The organism is Methanoculleus sp. 10 (assembly GCF_913757945.1).
GTDB lineage: Archaea > Halobacteriota > Methanomicrobia > Methanomicrobiales > Methanoculleaceae > Methanoculleus.
On sequence record NZ_CAJYDP010000010.1, the window covers coordinates 145,033 to 158,038 of the forward strand.

The window sequence follows — 13,006 nt, forward strand, 5'->3', positions numbered from 1 at the left end:
TTGTAACCCTTTGGCAGCGATTCACGAGACATTAGTACGTCCTCGGCAACGAAATCCTTGTATCAGGGGCATCTATACCAAAAAATTTAGCAAATGCCCGGTTCTGCCTCTCAAATTCCTGAAGGTCTCCATCGAAGAAATCAGATCCTTCTGCCTTTTTCTGAATGTTCTGCAGGTAGGAGACGACCTGTTCAGGGAATGTGTACTTACCCATCCCCTCAAATCTTCTATCAAACCCAACGGTCTTGACCCAGACTCGTGAAAGTAGGGGAAAAGGCGGGTTAGCGACACTTATTCCATCCCGCGGAGAGGGGCCCAGACGAAGGTAAGAGAGGCCATAAAGATACTCAAATGTATCAAACATTCCATCATATGCAAGTTCATTCGGTATAACTGGCTGAAGGATTGACTGAACGACCCGGTAAAGGAGGTAATGGACATTCACCTTCTGCTGATATCGCTCATAATTACAGTCCAAAACCCAATCCGGGCATTGAGCAATTACAGACCAAGTATTTACGTCATCGTGGTACGGCATCCATTTTATCGAGGAATTGATGTAACTCACGATCTTCGGCTGTGTGAGGATCGCTTCAAGCGTCCCCAAATGCCCTTTCTTCACAGCTGCAATCCCCGATGCATATATGACCAGCAACGCAGGATAACACCGAAGTCGATATAGGGCATCATAGAGTTTTGGCCCCAACTCACTACGGGTATTGAGGTTTCGTGTAGGATCTGAAGGTATATTGATCAATCGCCCAACAGCATCAACAATCAGGTCAGTGTTCACACCGTTGTCGTAGTAGGCGATCATGGCTGTCATTGAGGCCAGCGGAGCTGTGAGATGCTCAAGCCTATCTAGAACCTCCTTGAAATAATCCTGTGCGACGATCTCGCTGTCATCATCAGGACGATAACTACCCGAGGCAAGTTCTTGATATATCCTATCCGTTTCTGTATTGATGAGATCAGATAAGAGCAGGTCCGGCCTGGGATCCCTCAGTGCGTCACGGACTTTCCCCACCGCCGCAGCAACGGTGAGGGTCGTTCTCGGCTCAAACCGCGCAAACCTCTCGATCACCGCTTCGAGCGTCGTGAAGAACTCATCCGCATCGTCGATATCGATCCCGTTCGGTAAGAGCGCCTCGCAGATCTCAGGGGGAACGCTCCCCCCATTCCTCCGGCAGCAGAAGACCGGATACCGGCGGGGGATGTCCGCGGCGCAGAGGATCTCCACGAGATGCGTGTCGTAACTCCCGGACCATCCGCAGGTCACAAGGCCATACTCCCCGAAGATCCGCCTCAGGTAGTCCTCCATCGCCGGAGGGTAGTGCTTGAGGTCCTCCGGGGTGATCCGGAGCGTCCCCCGCTCAAAATCCCCGTTGACCTTCAGGACCCGGCACCTATCCGGGAATACCGACATCTGCCTGCCATCCGACTCCTCGGTGATGACCTCGTAGGGAACAGCCTCCGCCCTCAAGGCCTCCTCCATCAGCGTATCGAAGTTCGTGGTGATGATCAATGAAATCACCCCGGACTTCACCAGCCGGGCAATGGCACGATGGGCTTCCGTGGGGATGCCGGGAACAGGATCGCCGTTCTCGTCGGTCTTATAGATGAACCTCTTCAGCCCGTCTTTGCGGTTCTCCTCGGAGATCCCAAGTTCTTGCATGAGGCGCTGGAATGTCGCAGGCTCCCCGAACGCCTCCTCAAACCACGCAAGACAGACCTTGTTATTCTCTCCCCTCTCCACCTTCTTGCCCCGTCCTCCGGCGATGGCAAGGATCATATTCCCGGAGGCGTCGCTTGCCGTCGGAAGACCCGCAGCAACCGAGATCCCCGCTCCAAGGAGCAGGGCGTAGCGTTTCGGGGAGGCGTGCATCGCGTATGCAACCGGCACGACCGCATCAATGTTCATCGTCAGTCGTCTCCGCGTTTGTCAGCCGTCCGGCAGTGCCGGCAATCTTCTTCTTCTGCGATCTCAACCGCCCGAGGGAGACCATTTTGTTGACGTCAACAAAATGGTCTGAAATCTCGTGTTTTGTAGTTTGACAGGATTCTTTAGCCTTTTCAACAACTTTGACGAAATTCCGCCATTCCTTGTAACCCAGTAACACCTGATGGTCCCGGGCATACCAGAACTCAACCCCACCTGCATCACGGACGTAATCCTCGAAATGCCGGTGGAGCCGGTGTACAACCTCGGGTTTCATAGGGCACCTCCGCACCGAACTATCCGGAATTTCCGGATAGTTGACCCGGGGCCAGGTTCCCCGGCGGTGGCAAGGATCATATCCCCGGAGACGTCGCTCGCCGTCGGAAGGCCCGCAGCAACCGAGATCCCCGTTCCAGGAAGCAAGGCGTAGCGTTTCGGGGAGGCGTGCATCCCGTATGCGACCGGGACAACAGTATCAGTCATCATCTCTCTCCTTCCTCCCCTCGGAGAGGCTCCTGACCTCCTCGACCATATGGTCGAAGTCGCTCGTCGGCTCTCGCGCCTCCCTGATGCGGCGCTCTGCCTCATAGCGCTCAAATTCCTTCAGCGCCTTCTCCCTTGCCGCCTCCGCCGAGACCCTCCCGGCGTTCCTGAGCACCTCCCGGTCATTCAACTGCAAGAACCCATCGAGTTTCTTGATCCAGTCCTCCATCCTCATCGGTCGGCGCTGACGGGCCTGGAATTCAGCAAAGTCAAGATACTGGTTCACGATCAGGTTCAGGTTCAAGATCTCTTCCCGGGTCAGGTAGTTCTTCGCCACCCCCACATCGGTCTTCTGGATTCTTCCCTTCGGCCCCTGCTTCCAGGTCGTCAGCCCCATGTGCGGCTGACTCGCATCGGCGCGGAGGAAGATCGTTTCTGCTGCTGTATGACCGTGGATTGCCCAGTGCATCTTGTTCTGCACCGTCTTGAAGAACTCCATCGTCAGCGGGTGTTTCGGATCGTAGTCGATGCTCGTCGCGTAGATGTCGGTGATCTTCTGGTAGAACCGTCTCTCCGAAGCCCTGATGTCACGGATCCGCTCCAGAAGTTCGTCGAAGTAGTCTGCCCCGATCCCCCCGGACTCCTTCAGGCGCTCATCGTCCAGGACAAAACCCTTCACCACGTATTCCCGCAGTTGTTTCGTTGCCCACTGCCGGAACTGGGTGCCCCGGTGCGAACGCACCCGGTAGCCCACCGCGAGGATCATATCGAGGTTGTAGAAGTCCACCAGCCGCTCGACCTGGCGATCCCCCTCGAATTGAACTATCCGGAATTTCCGGATAGTTGCCTCGGGGTCAAGCTCCCCCTCCTCGTAGATATTCTTGATATGCTCGTTGATTGTCTTGATAGACTTCAGATACAGCTCGGAGATCAGTCGCTGTGTCAGCCAGACCGTCCCCTCGAAAAGGCGGACCTGCACGCGGGTTTCGCCCCCCTCAGTCTGGTAGAGAAGAAACTCAGACGGGTCCTCGACCGCACCCGGCACCTCCTCGCTCACGCCGACCGCCCCGTATAGCCCAGTTCCTCCAGGTACCGGTCCATCTCCGCCTCGATCACCGCCCGGCGTTCCCGTAGATCGTGCAGTTCCCGGGCTACCGCCGCGACATCCACGACCTCTTCCTCGGGCATCGTATCCACGTACCGGGTGATGTTCAGGTTGTAGTCGTTCTCCGCGATCTCCTCCATCGGAACAACCCGGCAGAACTTTTCTATGTCTTGGTAATTCCGGTAGGCCACCACGATCTTCTCGATATCCTCCCGGCGCAGGCAGTTCTGGTTCTTCCCCTCCTGGAATTCCGTCGAAGCCTCGATGAAGAGGACCTTCCCCTTCCGTTCGGCGGGCTTATCCTTGTTGACGACCAGGACCCCGGCCGGGATCGATGTGCCGAAGAAGAGGTTCGGTGCAAGCCCGATCACCGCCTCCACGAGGTCGTCCTTGAGGACGTTCGTCCGGATCTTCCCCTCGGCACCACCGCGGAAGAGCACCCCGTGCGGCACGATGACCGCAAGTTTCCCGGTCTCGTTGAGGATATTGATCATGTGGAGCACGAAGGCCCAGTCCCCTTTCGTCGCCGGGGGTATCCCATAGCCGAACCGGCCGAACGGGTCTCTCTCTGCCGTCTCCCGGCCCCACTTATCAAGCGAGAAGGGCGGGTTGCTGATCACCCGGTCGAACTGCATGAGGTGGTTGTCAAGCAAGAACTGCGGCTCCCGGATCGTGTCCCCTGCCCTGATATCGGCATCGATGTAGCCGTGGAGGAGCATGTTCATCTTGCAGAGGCCCCAGGTCCCGATGTTCTTCTCCTGCCCGGTCAGGGTGAGGTTTGCCGGGTTGCCCCCTTCTTCCTTTACAAACCTGGCGCACTGGATCACTGCCCCGCCCGACCCGCAACAGGGGTCGTGAATGCGCATGCCCTCCTTCGGGTCGAGGATCCGGGCCAGCAGAGCGGCGACCTGATGGGGCGTGAAGAACTCCCCTCCCTTCTTTCCGGCATCATCGGCAAACCGCTCGATGAGATACATGTAGACGTCTCCGAGCATATCCGGGCTTTCAAGATCGGCATTTCTCATCGGAATTGCAGAGAAGTTCCTGATAAGCGCAGACAGGTTGATGTCTCGCTGCTTGAGATCCCCAAGTTTGTACGAGTTAAAATCGATATTCCCGAGAACTTTTTCCATCACGGGGTTCTGGTCCTCAATCTTCTGCGTGATCGTGTTCAGCGTATCCCCGATCTTCTGGGTGAGTTTCCGGATGTCACCCCACCGGCATCCTTCGGGAAGATAATACTGATGTTCGTCGGGATCATTCCAGGCGAGATCGTGATCCTCGGTCTCCCGCTCGACCCGCTCCGCTTCCTCCTCAAATACATCAGAAAGGCGCTTCAGGAAGAGCATCCCCAGAATATAGTCCTTGTAATCGGCCGAACTGATAGACCCGCGGAGGATATCTGCTGCCTCCCAGGTCTTCTTCTTCATTTCTTCGAATGTAATTGACGCCATTATCATCACCTTAGAGGGCGTTCATTATCGAGTCAAAAATCGAATCCAGGATTTTCTGATCCTCTTTCAGGAGCCTGGTATGCTCGGTTGCCAGTGCCAGATACCTGATCAGAAGTTCCTGCTGTGCCATAGGGGGGACAGGGACCTCAATCTGCAGTAACTCGTGAAGCGAGATCCCCATCAGGGTGGACCCGCCAGCCCGTATAGCAAGGGCACGCTGACCTGCGGAACTGTTGAACCAGGCTGCGAGAATCTCCGGCTTTATCTTATCCGAGCACCGCAGCCCTACAAGATTTGCACTGAATGCCGCGCCGGCAACATCGTTGTCTGCGACCGCGGCGCGGAACGGCGGGCCACGGAGGGTGAGGATGACATCACCTTCTTGAACTATATCGGTTTCCAGTTTTCCGGTATTCCTAACACGTGCGATCTTGACCGTCTCGGTGTTGATCGTGCCATCGATGAGATCGCCGAGGTTGATCAGGGGTATCTCAGTGGTGATCTCACCGCCCGCTGGTTTCAGGTAGTAGGAGGAAACTCCTGTGACCTTCGCGCTGAGGAGGTCTTTGAGGGGCTTCCGGTGTCCAGAATCTATGTTGGTAGAATACATAGGGCCGCTTTCTCTATTGCTGCAGGGGGTGTCACAATTCCCTCGTCTCATGTTCTAACGGCAGTACGCCCAAACTCAAAACTTGATGTTGACAGGGTACCACATGTCTTTGTCAGAGATCGTGCTGTCATTACCGGCCCTGGGGCCGGGACCCGACAAAGTTACCACTTTGTCGAGATCAGATACACACTCTTGTCGTATATGTCTCGACAATAATGTCGTTCGGCGTTCGCCTATTTATATCTGTCTATTTTTGAGCACTCTGTGCCGATATTTTTAGAATAGAACCTTTTTCTCCTCCGCATATCGACAGAGATCCCACGAACGATGCTCCTCAACAGGGGAGTTTCCCTGCAGAAAATACCTGTGGGGCCCCTTATACGAACACATCTCATGCAAATTCTAACGTTCCAGCCCGTTATCCGGGCACCCTGCCGCATGGGGCATTTGACCGGCTGGAGGGGAAGAAGGCCCCGGGCGCTCATATCAGCCGTCGTCGACCTCGTCGACAGAGTGTTCGCGGATGGGGGCAGGCAGGGTCGCCGGTGAGGGCACCCGGCGGTGGAGAGTCCAAAACCCCTCGCCCGCTCGCCCCCCACAGTGCCTTTTAAATATCCAGCCCGCAGAGAGAAATACCAGAGAGAGTGTCAGAGCATGTTCGAACGCATCCTGTTTCCAACGGACTTCTCAGCGCCCTCCATGAAGGTGCTGGACTACATCCCTGCACTGCAGGAGGCGGGAACCCGGGAGGTGGTTCTCGTCCACGTCATCGACTCAAAAGACGTCACGCTGATCGCCTCGGGGGGGCAGGGGTTTCTCGGGACCGTACCGGACCGGGAGACCGAGGCCCAGCGCCAGCTCCGGGAGGAGATCGAACACCGGATCATCGATACCCGGCGGCCGCTTGAGAAGCGGGGCCTGAAAGTGACCGTCCGGACACCCATCGGCAGCCCCGGAAAGGAGATCCTGGCCGCGGCGGATGCGGAGGAGGCCTCGCTCATCGTCATCGGTTCCCACGGCCGGTCGAACATCCGCGACCGCCTGCTCGGGACGGTCTCGGAGTACGTGATCAAGAACGCCCGCCAACCGGTCCTGGTCATCAAGCGGGACGTGGTCGGCGGGAGATAATTCTCTTCCTTCCTTGCGGTTCGCTCGCGGTTCGCACCTTCGAGCGGGCCGCGCCACCCGCACGTGAGCCCGGGTCGTCGGCCATACCGCACCCCCCGGTCGGTCGCAACCTCAAAAACTCCTCTACCTCTCCTCCCGGCTCTCGAGCAGCCTCCGGATCGCCCGCAACTCCTCCACGATCGCATCCGCGGCCGGCGGCACCGGCACCTCTTCCGGCCCGCCCCCGACCGCGACCGGACCGGTCCTCCGGACGAAGTTCATGATCTTCTCCTGGAGGTCCTTTGGGTCCGCGATCCCGTTGAGGACGATCTCCGCCCGGGCCTGGGCCGAGTAGCCGGCGGTCTGCACCCGGACGGCCGAGAAGGCGAAGAACCGCATCAGGGGACCCTGGATGATATCGACGTTCGTGATCCGGTTGTAGGGGACGATCCCCGTCTGCCGGAACCAGACTCCCCGCTGCCAGGTGATCTCGGTGACGGTGAGCCGGTAGACGATGCTCTCGTAGTAGCGGGGTATCCAGTAGACGACGAATACGACGGCGGCAAGGACGGGCAGTGCGACGGCGAGAGCGACGATGCCCCATGTCAGCAGGACGATGGGGACCAGCCAGGGCAGGACGAGGAGGGCGACGGCAAGGATCAGCGACGCGTAGAGGTACGACCGGAACTCCGGCGCCGGCCTGAACGCTTCTCCGATACGGATCGGGGTGAGGGGCATGTGATCACACCAATCCCTATCCGGACAGATTAAGCCTTCCCTGCAGTGAGGTCTCTGCGGAGGATGGAGCGATCGGCCCCCTCGCCGAAGTAAGCGGGGCAGAAGTCCGTCTCCTCAAAGCCGTGCTTCTCGTAGAGCGCCCGGGCGCCGTGGTTTGACGGTGCGACCGAGAGGTAGACCTCCCCCGCCCCCCGCTCCCGGAGGCTCCCGGTGACGGCGGCGACGAGCCGCTCCCCGACCCCCCGGCGGCGGTGCCGCTCCGAGACCGCCAGCCGGATGATCCACCCGGTCGCTCGCCGGTGCTGCACGAGGGCCCCGATGGTGTAACCGACGACCTCGCCATCACATTCCGCGATGAGGAAGGTCTCGGCGAAGAGGACGCCCGCCTGCCGGATGAAGACCTCGGGCTTGCAGTCGCCCCCGCTGTTCTCCCGCTCGAGGAGAGAGACCGGGAAAAAATCCTCTTCGTGATACTTCCTGATGATCAGGTCCATACCGGTGTATTTGTCGTGATGGTTTAAACCTCCCGGACCCCGGGAGATCCCGGTTCATGCGCCGCCTCGCCTCGGTTCGGGCGCCCCGGCCGCCGTGCAGGATGAGGCCGGTCGACCGGAGATGCGCCTTTATTTCCCGAAAAAAGCAGCAAGCCCCGGGGCCCCGCGCCCCGGAGCATACGAAGGCGTACAGGCTTACCTCTTTGCCCCTGCCTGGAGCATATCGCGCGCCATCTTATACGTCTCGACCTTGTACTGCATCATCTCGATGCGCTGCTGCTTCATCCGGATGCGGGACTCGATCATCCGGATCATCAGCTGCCGCATCTGGTCCTCGTCGAGGAGATCGAACATCCTCTCAAGAAGCATACCGTGAGCGGCGTATCCACCGTAGTGCGTCATGACATAACCCCCCTTGTGTCGGCCTCGCCCATACGGACAGGCCGGCATCCCTGTGCCCGGCGGGTCATAAATACCTTGTGCCGGGTGCGGTTACCCGGGAGGATTCACCGGGGTGGGGCGAACGCTTCGCCGTGCTCGGCCCAGTTCTCGACGGGCGGTTCGTAGAGGACGATGCAGACGTCACCCGGCCGGACACCCGCATCGCGGGCGAGGTGACCGACGATCGCCCCGTAGAGCGCCTTCTTCTTCTCAGGATCGCGCCCCGGCATGAGCGCGACCTCGATCAGGACTGCATCGTCGGATCGGCCGGGGGGCATCGGAAAGTTCTCCACTTTTCGTTCGCAGAGCCGGATCCAGAGGGCGGCCTCCGGGGTCTGCAGTGTTTCCATGAAAGCCTTGCGAAGGCTGCCGATAAGCAATTGCCGGTACTCGGGGGGTTTTCCGGTGCGGATCTCGATCTTTACAAGCGGCATAGAGGCCAACTCCAGCGGTAGCCGGGGATCCGGGCGAACCCCCGTTCTCCTGCATGAGTGCTCTGGCACCCCGGGTATTAACGGTTTCCTAGAAGCAGTCGGCGCAGTCGCTCCCCGCTCGTCGGTTGCGGCTGGTGCAGGCGTTGAGCACCTCGTCCATCAGCCGGAGCGCCCCCTCGACCCCGGCAATCGCACGGGAGGAGAGGAGAACCCTGCCCCTGAGCGGCGGCGTCAGGCCGACGAACGCGGTGTGTGGGGCCATTGCCCGCTCGTAGGAGGAGCCGATGACCAGGTCCGGTTCGGCGCCCGCGATCATCTCCCGGAGGGTCGCAAAGTCGGTCGTGTGGACGGCGGCGCCGCCCCCCTCCCCGGGACCGCTCCGGGCCGCAATACAGGCGATATCGGCGCCGAGGTACCGGTCGAGGAGGTCCGCGGCAAACACGGCATACCCACTCTGGGCGGCGATCGCGACCCGCGGAGGGTCGAACCTGCGGAGGTACTTCTCGCAGGCCTTCCGAATCCGCTCGTCGGCCCACGCGACCTCCTCCCTGACCGGCCGGTTATCGATCCCGTCGACTGTGGCGGCAAGGATCTCGAAGGTCTCGCTGACGGCGTCAAGCCCGAGGAGCGAGCCGCAAGCGGTCCCGACGCCGCTTGCAAGGTCCGGGTTCGTCCCGACGGTGAAGGGCGCCGCACGGTGAGCCGCGGCGTAGCGGTCCAGGCAGAAGGTGGTGCCGACGGTGCCGCCTGCGAGGTCGAGCAGGCGCCGGGCCTCGATGGCGTTCCCCCGGCAGAAGGGGTCGGTGCGGCAGATGCCGTCGATGTTGACGCCGGCGGCACCGGGGTCCACCTCCGGCGCGACCGCTTCAAGTGCCCGGCGGTAGCCGGCCTCGAGGTCGCCGAGGAACCCCGGGCTGTCGACGATGAGGACCCGCCCGTTGCGGGCGAGGTCGCCGATATCCTCGCCCATGATCGCGGGCACGCAGGTGTTCACGACGGCTATCCGGGAGTACCGCCCCTCGAGATCCCGGATCACCTCGCTAAGGCGGGACTCCGTGCCGAAGATGATCTCGTTCTCGACAAGGAACGTCCCGTGGACGGGGACCCCGACGAGGGATGCGGGGTAGAAGTAGCATCCGCTCGAACCGTGGACGATGACCCCGAGGTCCGCAAACCCCGCAAGGCAGGCGACCGCCCCGGTCATCGCGCAGGGCCAGAGCGGGTTTTCGCACGGCGTATGCTGGTTCTCTGGCATTGATCTACAAGATCATGGGGGTGCGGGGATATAAAGGACGGGAATGGAGGCCGGCAGCCCTACACCGTCCGGACGAGCGACGCGACGTACCGGCCGACCTCGCTCGTCTTCTTCGCGCCGCCCATATCCCGGGTCACGAACCCGTCGAGGATGCTCTGCTCAACCGCCCCGAGAACGGCCGTCGCCGCCTCGTGCTCGCCGATGTGGTCGAGGAGCATCGAGCCCGCCCAGATGGTCGCGAGCGGGTTTGCGACGTCCTGGCCCCGGTACTTCGGCGCGGAGCCGTGGATCGGCTCAAACATCGACGTGCCGGAGGGGTTGATGTTCCCGCCGGGGGCAAGGCCGAGCCCGCCCTGGATCATGGCCCCGAGGTCGGTGATGATGTCGCCGAACATGTTCGGGGTGACGACGATGTCGAACCATTCGGGGTTCTTGACGAACCACATCGTGACGGCGTCGACGAAGTTGAACTCCGTCGCGACGTCCGGGTATCCGGCGGCGACCTGGTTGAAGACGTCCCGCCAGAGGCCGTAGACGTCGGAGAGGACGTTTGCCTTGTCGACCGACGTGACCTTCTTCTCCCTCCGAACGGCGAGGTCGAAGGCGTAGCGGATCACCCGCTCTGCGCCCGGCCGGGTGACGACGCCGATCTGGTAGGCGAGCTCGTCGGCGTCGGTCTCGACGTCCAGCCCGAATTTGACGCTGTAGAGGTCGCGGACGACCTCAAGGGTCTTTTGCTCGCGCGCACCCGTGAACCGGGAGCCGATACCGACGTAGAAGTCCTCGGTGTTCTCCCGGACGACGACGAAGTCGATATCCTCCGGCCGCTTGTTCGCAAGCGGTGTTGCGACCCCCTCAAGGAGCCGGATCGGCCGGAGGTTGACGAACTGGTCGAAGTGGAACCGGATCGCAAGCAGGATGCCCTTCTCGAGGATCCCGGGTTTCACCCGTTCGTCGCCGATGGCGCCAAAGTAGATCGCCTTAAACTTCGAGAGCTCCCGGATGTCCTCCTCGGTGAGGAGCTCGCCTGTCGCGAGGTAGCGCTCCGCCCCGACGTCGAAGTCGGTCCAGGCGATATCAAACCCGTATCGCTCCCCTGCGGCGTCGAGGACCTCTTTGCCTGCCGCCACGATCTCGGGGCCGATCCCGTCCCCGCCGATTGCCGCTACGTTGTGCTGCATGTCTCCACCTCATCCAGGTTCTTCGCGTAGGCCACGAGGCCGCCGGCATCGACGATCTCTTTCAAGAACCCGGGCACCGGCTCGACCGCGAGCTTTCTGCCGTTCGCCTCGATGTAGCCCCCGGCGAGGTTCACCGTCACGGCGTCGCCGTCCCGGATGCTGTCCGCCTCGGCAGAGACCAGGGGCAAAAGCCCGGTGTTGACCGCGTTTCGGTAGAAGATCCGGGCAAAGGACTTCGCGATCACGACCCTGACCCCGGCCCCGAGGAGCGCAAGCGGCGCGTGCTCGCGGGATGAGCCGCACCCGAAGTTGGTGCCGCCGAGGACGACGTCGCCCTCCCGCGCCTCTCTCGCAAACTCGTCTCTCGTCCCCTCGAACGCGTGTTTCGCAAGCTCCGCGGGGTCATAGATCGTGAGGAACCTCCCCGGTATGATCGCGTCCGTATTGACATCGTCGCCGAATTTCCAGACCCGCATGATTTCACACCTCCCTCGGATCGGTGATCTCGCCGTAGAGGGCGCTTGCCGCCGCCGTCGCCGGCGAGGAAAGGTAGACCGACGCCTGGGCGCTCCCCTGCCTGCCCCGGAAGTTCCGGTTCGACGTCGAGAGCGAGACCTCGCCGGGGGCAAGCAGCCCGAACGCCCCGCCCATGCAGGGGCCGCAGCACGGTGCTTCCACAAGGGCTCCCGCCTCGACGAACCGCTCGATGAGGCCGGCCCGGAGGGCCTTGAGGTACTCCGTGCGCGATGCCGGGATGACGATCACCCGGACGCCGGGAGCGAAGCGGTCGGCGGACCCGAGCACCTCCGCCGCATCGGCAAGGTCCTCGTAGCGCCCGTTCGTGCAGGACCCGATGAAGACCTGGTCGACCTTCGTCCCCGCGACTTTGTCGACGTCCACGACGTTGTCGACGTTGTGGGGGACGGCGACCTGCGGGGAAAGGCCGGTGACGTCGTACTTCCGGCGCTCCCGGTAGGCGGCGTCCGCGTCGCCCGCAAGGTCGAACGGCTCGATCTCGCGGCGGGCGGCGACGTACTCCCAGGTGGCCGCGTCGGGCCGGACGATCCCCGCCTTCGCTCCCATCTCGATCGCCATGTTCGCGCAGGTCATCCGGCCCGCCATGTTCATCTCCCCTATCGCTCTGCCGGTGAACTCAAGCGCCATATAGGTCGCCCCGTCGGCGCCGATATCCCCGGCAAGGGAGAGGATCAGGTCTTTTGCCCCCACCCTCCGGCCGAACGCACCCTCGACCTCGATGAGGATGCTCTCGGGCACCCGGAAGTAGAGCGCCCCGAACTTCAGGACGAACCCCATATCGGTCGACCCGATACCGGTCGCAAACGCGCCCGCCGCACCGTAGGTGCAGGTGTGGGAGTCGGTCCCGACGATGATCTCGCCCGGGGCCGCCCGCCCCTTCTCCATCACAACCTGGTGGCAGACGCCCTCGAGGAGGTCGTAGTTGTGGATCCCCTGCTCCTCTGCAAACCGCCGCATGAAGACGTGGTTCTCGGCAGCCGGTATCGAGTCGGCGGGAACCTGGTGGTCGAAGAGCATGATGATCCGCTCCGGGTCGAAGACCCGTTCTCCGCCCATCTCGCGAAAGACCCGGACCGCAAGGGGCCCGGTGATGTCGTGGATCATCGCCGCGTCCACCGGCGCCATCACCACGTCCCCCGCGCGGACGGGTCTCCCGCACTTCATCGAGAATATCTTCTCTGCGATCGTCGCCGCCATGTAGTATCGGGTTTCTGGTACGCGCTCCGGA

The 13,006-nt window shown here is 61.4% G+C and carries 14 protein-coding genes; 1 reads left to right on the plus strand and 13 read right to left on the minus strand.

Translation table 11 applies throughout. The features are described from left to right. Positions 1-31: 31 nt before the first annotated feature. From QZ408_RS12525 to QZ408_RS12545, 5 genes are all read right to left on the minus strand, one after another. Positions 32-1,921 (minus strand): SIR2 family protein, encoded by a 1,890-nt coding sequence (locus tag QZ408_RS12525; RefSeq protein ID WP_292491971.1) that lies wholly within the window; start codon positions 1,919-1,921, stop codon positions 32-34. Then, on the minus strand, positions 1,911-2,216 hold the full coding sequence (locus QZ408_RS12530) for a hypothetical protein (RefSeq protein WP_292491973.1): 306 nt from the start codon (positions 2,214-2,216) through the stop codon (positions 1,911-1,913). Before QZ408_RS12530 ends, QZ408_RS12525 begins: the two co-directional genes overlap by 11 nt. A 198-nt stretch (positions 2,217-2,414) precedes the next feature. Continuing rightward, on the minus strand, positions 2,415-3,479 hold the full coding sequence (locus QZ408_RS12535) for a virulence RhuM family protein (protein WP_292491974.1): 1,065 nt from the start codon (positions 3,477-3,479) through the stop codon (positions 2,415-2,417). Then, on the minus strand, positions 3,476-4,981 hold the full coding sequence (locus tag QZ408_RS12540) for a type I restriction-modification system subunit M (protein ID WP_292491975.1): 1,506 nt from the start codon (positions 4,979-4,981) through the stop codon (positions 3,476-3,478). Before QZ408_RS12540 ends, QZ408_RS12535 begins: the two co-directional genes overlap by 4 nt. A gap of 10 nt (positions 4,982-4,991) precedes the next feature. After that, positions 4,992-5,591, minus strand: coding sequence for a restriction endonuclease subunit S (locus QZ408_RS12545; RefSeq protein ID WP_292491977.1), 600 nt, complete (start codon positions 5,589-5,591; stop codon positions 4,992-4,994). Between the two features lie 654 nt (positions 5,592-6,245). Here QZ408_RS12545 and QZ408_RS12550 point away from each other — a divergent pair. Further along, complete coding sequence (locus QZ408_RS12550) at positions 6,246-6,719, plus strand: universal stress protein (protein ID WP_292491979.1); 474 nt, start codon at positions 6,246-6,248, stop codon at positions 6,717-6,719. Between the two features lie 123 nt (positions 6,720-6,842). Here the strand turns inward: QZ408_RS12550 and QZ408_RS12555 are convergent, their stop codons facing one another. The 8 genes from QZ408_RS12555 to QZ408_RS12590 form a co-directional block, all read right to left on the minus strand. Continuing rightward, complete coding sequence (locus tag QZ408_RS12555) at positions 6,843-7,436, minus strand: PH domain-containing protein (protein WP_292491980.1); 594 nt, start codon at positions 7,434-7,436, stop codon at positions 6,843-6,845. A gap of 29 nt (positions 7,437-7,465) precedes the next feature. Continuing rightward, complete coding sequence (locus tag QZ408_RS12560; RefSeq protein WP_292491981.1) at positions 7,466-7,930, minus strand: GNAT family N-acetyltransferase; 465 nt, start codon at positions 7,928-7,930, stop codon at positions 7,466-7,468. 195 nt (positions 7,931-8,125) lie between these two features. Continuing rightward, on the minus strand, positions 8,126-8,332 hold the full coding sequence (locus tag QZ408_RS12565; protein WP_292491983.1) for a hypothetical protein: 207 nt from the start codon (positions 8,330-8,332) through the stop codon (positions 8,126-8,128). Between the two features lie 104 nt (positions 8,333-8,436). Continuing rightward, positions 8,437-8,805, minus strand: a complete 369-nt coding sequence (locus QZ408_RS12570) for a tautomerase family protein (RefSeq protein ID WP_292491984.1) — start codon at positions 8,803-8,805, stop codon at positions 8,437-8,439. Positions 8,806-8,893: 88 nt separating this feature from the next. After that, on the minus strand, positions 8,894-10,060 hold the full coding sequence (locus QZ408_RS12575; RefSeq protein WP_292491985.1) for a nitrogenase component 1: 1,167 nt from the start codon (positions 10,058-10,060) through the stop codon (positions 8,894-8,896). A 59-nt stretch (positions 10,061-10,119) separates the two neighbouring features. Then, the gene (locus QZ408_RS12580) at positions 10,120-11,241 is read right to left on the minus strand and encodes a 3-isopropylmalate dehydrogenase (RefSeq protein WP_292491986.1); all 1,122 of its coding nucleotides are present in this window, start codon (positions 11,239-11,241) and stop codon (positions 10,120-10,122) included. Beyond that, complete coding sequence (locus QZ408_RS12585) at positions 11,226-11,717, minus strand: 3-isopropylmalate dehydratase small subunit (RefSeq protein WP_292491988.1); 492 nt, start codon at positions 11,715-11,717, stop codon at positions 11,226-11,228. The genes QZ408_RS12580 and QZ408_RS12585 overlap by 16 nt, the downstream gene beginning before the upstream one ends. 4 nt (positions 11,718-11,721) lie before the next feature. Beyond that, positions 11,722-12,975: a 3-isopropylmalate dehydratase large subunit gene (locus QZ408_RS12590; protein WP_292491990.1), complete on the minus strand. Its 1,254-nt coding sequence runs from the start codon at positions 12,973-12,975 to the stop codon at positions 11,722-11,724. Positions 12,976-13,006: the final 31 nt, after the last annotated feature.

Coding starts and splice junctions, on each gene's coding strand:
- QZ408_RS12575 (WP_292491985.1), bottom strand. CDS start 10,060: ATGCCAGAGAACCAGCATACGCCGTGCGAAAACCCGCTCTGGCCCTGC.
- QZ408_RS12525 (WP_292491971.1), bottom strand. CDS start 1,921: ATGAACATTGATGCGGTCGTGCCGGTTGCATACGCGATGCACGCCTCC.
- QZ408_RS12555 (WP_292491980.1), bottom strand. CDS start 7,436: ATGCCCCTCACCCCGATCCGTATCGGAGAAGCGTTCAGGCCGGCGCCG.
- QZ408_RS12560 (WP_292491981.1), bottom strand. CDS start 7,930: ATGGACCTGATCATCAGGAAGTATCACGAAGAGGATTTTTTCCCGGTC.
- QZ408_RS12530 (WP_292491973.1), bottom strand. CDS start 2,216: ATGAAACCCGAGGTTGTACACCGGCTCCACCGGCATTTCGAGGATTAC.
- QZ408_RS12585 (WP_292491988.1), bottom strand. CDS start 11,717: ATGCGGGTCTGGAAATTCGGCGACGATGTCAATACGGACGCGATCATA.
- QZ408_RS12540 (WP_292491975.1), bottom strand. CDS start 4,981: ATGGCGTCAATTACATTCGAAGAAATGAAGAAGAAGACCTGGGAGGCA.
- QZ408_RS12550 (WP_292491979.1), top strand. CDS start 6,246: ATGTTCGAACGCATCCTGTTTCCAACGGACTTCTCAGCGCCCTCCATG.
- QZ408_RS12590 (WP_292491990.1), bottom strand. CDS start 12,975: ATGGCGGCGACGATCGCAGAGAAGATATTCTCGATGAAGTGCGGGAGA.
- QZ408_RS12570 (WP_292491984.1), bottom strand. CDS start 8,805: ATGCCGCTTGTAAAGATCGAGATCCGCACCGGAAAACCCCCCGAGTAC.
- QZ408_RS12545 (WP_292491977.1), bottom strand. CDS start 5,591: ATGTATTCTACCAACATAGATTCTGGACACCGGAAGCCCCTCAAAGAC.
- QZ408_RS12565 (WP_292491983.1), bottom strand. CDS start 8,332: ATGACGCACTACGGTGGATACGCCGCTCACGGTATGCTTCTTGAGAGG.
- QZ408_RS12580 (WP_292491986.1), bottom strand. CDS start 11,241: ATGCAGCACAACGTAGCGGCAATCGGCGGGGACGGGATCGGCCCCGAG.